Below are 2,664 nucleotides of genomic sequence, written 5' to 3'. Positions count from 1 at the left end.
CAACAGGGTGATTGATGTAGAGAAAGAAGTTTCCATTTTGTTTGGGGAAATCCTTAACGAATTCAATATCGATTTTTCTATTGACAGTTTTTATTCCAAAACTAGAAATTATTCGACTTACCTGACCATCAAAGATTTTGACGAAAGTTGGAATATCGCTAAACACAAAGTGGGAGCAGTAGAACCTAGCGGTTACACCCGAATTGGCGCTGCACTGCGACATGCAGGAGTTCGCCTCGATAAACGAAGCACAAAAAATAAATGGGTAATCCTGATTTCTGACGGAAAACCCAATGATTATGATAAATACGAAGGGAAATATGGAGTCAATGACGTGAAGCAAGCCCTTCGGGAACTCAATTCAAAAAACATTAATTCTTATGCATTGGCTATTGAAGCCGAAGCTAAATATTATCTGCCTCAAATGTTCGGGCAAAACCACTATCAGATTTTAACGACTCCTGTTGAGTTACTTCAATCGTTAGTGAAATTATACGAAAAGATAAAACACCAAAAATAACCAATAAACCATTTTTTTAATGAACCATTAAGGGATTAAGTTTTATTAAGGCAAAAGCTTAATGATTTGAAATGTTTTTCCAAAGCTTAATTTTCTTAATGTCTTAATGGTTAAAAAGATCTTTTAGAAAAGGAAATGGTCCAAAATAAAATTTAATTGAAATGACAGAAACAGTTCATACACCAGTATTGCCAGAAGGTCATCCAGTTTGGATTTACTTTCAGGAAAAAGAATTAATAGAGTCTCTTTTGCAAGAGATTACAAGTGTAAATCCATTGATTGATTTGCCTAAATACACCAACATATTCAATCAGTTATTTACGATAGAGAAACGATTTGCCCGCAAAGAAAATCAGCTTTTTCCTTTTTTAGAAAAAAAAGGTTGGGTTGGTCCGTCTCAGGGGATGTGGTCGTTCCATGATAATTTGAGAGAGCAGTTTCGCTTGATTCAGTATTATCTCAAAATGAATAATCCAGAAAGAGTTGGAACTAATACAACTTTTTTGGTGGACGGAATTTACAGATTAATGGAAGTTGAAGAAAACGTTTTGTTCCCAAATGCATTGGACATTCTTACCGAAAGTGATTGGATCGAAATGCGCAAAGGGGAAGAAGAAATTGGTTGGATGTTGTCCCAAACCCCACCGTCTTTCCCAAAAGTAGAATATGTACATCCGAGCGAAGATTTTACCATCAGGGAAATGCCTTTTTCATTAGAAAACACTTCTCATTTTGATGAAGGGTACATGACAGTGGAGCAGGTGAATCTGCTTTTCAGAACCATGCCGTTAGATTTGACTTATGTGGACGAAAATGACAGAGTGATTTTCTACAACAGAGGTGAAGAGCGCGTATTTCCTAGAAGTGCCGGAATCATTGGCCGTGAAGTAAAGTTTTGCCATCCTCCAAAAAGTGTGGGAACGGTTCTGAAAATCCTTGATGAATTCAGAAAAGGAGCCCAGAGCGAATCTTCTTTTTGGATTAACTACAAGGATCGCCTGATTTATATCCGCTATTTCGCCGTAAGAGATGCTAATAAAAATTACAAAGGCGTGATCGAAATGTCTCAGGATATTACGGATATCAAGAAAATTGAAGGCGAAAAAAGACTATTGGATTGGGAGTAAAAGACAGCAATTATGGAAACTCTAAAAATAAATTACAAAAACATCTATTATCCGCCGGGAGGAATCCTAATGTGGATTATCATTTTTCTGGAACTCATTACTTTCGGAATGGCATTGTTCGCTTTTGTGTATTACGGAAGTGAAAACGCCACTGTTTTTCACGAATCACGCATGAAATTGAATACCACTTTTGGTGCAGTAAATACAGTTTTCTTATTGGCAAGCGGTTTTTTTATGGCCAATGCAGTACAGCTATTTAAGGAAAATGATGTTCAGAAATCATCCGTATTCTTTAAGTTGGCTATGCTAGGAGGATTTTTATTCTTAGCACTTAAAAGTGTAGAATATTACCATAAAATAGAAAGTGGAATTTCATTGGATACCAATATGTTTTATACTTTTTATTGGTTATTGACAGGTTTCCATGTAATCCATGTTATTATGGGATTGGTTATTTTGGGTTGGACAAATTACGGAATGAAAAAGAAAAACTCCGATACCACCACCGAAGACGTTGAAGCATGTGCGGCTTTTTGGCATATGTGTGATTTGATTTGGCTGCTTTTATTTCCTATACTTTATTTATTTTTTTAGTAATGAAAAATTCACTAATTTTAGTCTTCGTATTGCTGTTAATCACCACTATTACAACATCTTGTGTGTCAAATTTGTTTAGTGTATCAGCTTTTGTCGCTCCTTTAATAATGGCTTTGGCTGCTTTTAAATTTCTATTGGTTGCTTTTCAATTTATGGAATTAAAAAAGGCGCATTCGTTCTGGAAAATCAGTTTAATACTAACTTTAGGATTGCTTGTGGTTTTAATTATTGGGATAAAATAAGGGTCTTAAAAAAAAGTTAAAAACATGATATTTATCATTAATTTTTTAAATCTCAAACTTTAATTTTACACTACAATAAAAAAAGACAAAACTATCCTTAATATAAAAAACCACTTTTTAAAACGAAACAATTATGAAACAATTATTCCATTTTAGCAAACCCTTTAAAATTATTGCT

General features: G+C 34.3%; 4 protein-coding genes. All 4 read left to right on the top strand.

What is annotated here, in order from left to right; all coding sequences use genetic code 11:
• Nucleotides 1-520 (top strand): nitric oxide reductase activation protein NorD (locus VFS71_RS13310; RefSeq protein ID WP_326401798.1); only part of this gene is annotated, 520 nt, incomplete at its 5' end.
• Between the two features lie 161 nt (nt 521-681).
• Entirely contained in the window at nt 682-1,647 is a 966-nt protein-coding gene (locus VFS71_RS13305) for a DUF438 domain-containing protein (protein ID WP_326401797.1), read from the top strand.
• A gap of 12 nt (nt 1,648-1,659) precedes the next feature.
• On the top strand, nt 1,660-2,241 hold the full coding sequence (locus tag VFS71_RS13300; protein WP_326401796.1) for a cytochrome c oxidase subunit 3: 582 nt from the start codon (nt 1,660-1,662) through the stop codon (nt 2,239-2,241).
• A 2-nt stretch (nt 2,242-2,243) separates the two neighbouring features.
• Nucleotides 2,244-2,486, top strand: coding sequence for a cytochrome C oxidase subunit IV family protein (locus VFS71_RS13295; protein WP_326401794.1), 243 nt, complete (start codon nt 2,244-2,246; stop codon nt 2,484-2,486).
• Nucleotides 2,487-2,664 lie beyond the last annotated feature (178 nt).

Source organism: Flavobacterium sp. (assembly GCF_035760125.1).
Taxonomy (GTDB): Bacteria; Bacteroidota; Bacteroidia; order Flavobacteriales; family Flavobacteriaceae; genus Flavobacterium.
Note: the sequence above shows the minus strand (reverse complement) of the source record. Positions and strands in the feature narration are given on the sequence as shown.

Coding starts and splice junctions, on each gene's coding strand:
- VFS71_RS13295 (WP_326401794.1), top strand. CDS start 2,244: ATGAAAAATTCACTAATTTTAGTCTTCGTATTGCTGTTAATCACCACT.
- VFS71_RS13300 (WP_326401796.1), top strand. CDS start 1,660: ATGGAAACTCTAAAAATAAATTACAAAAACATCTATTATCCGCCGGGA.
- VFS71_RS13305 (WP_326401797.1), top strand. CDS start 682: ATGACAGAAACAGTTCATACACCAGTATTGCCAGAAGGTCATCCAGTT.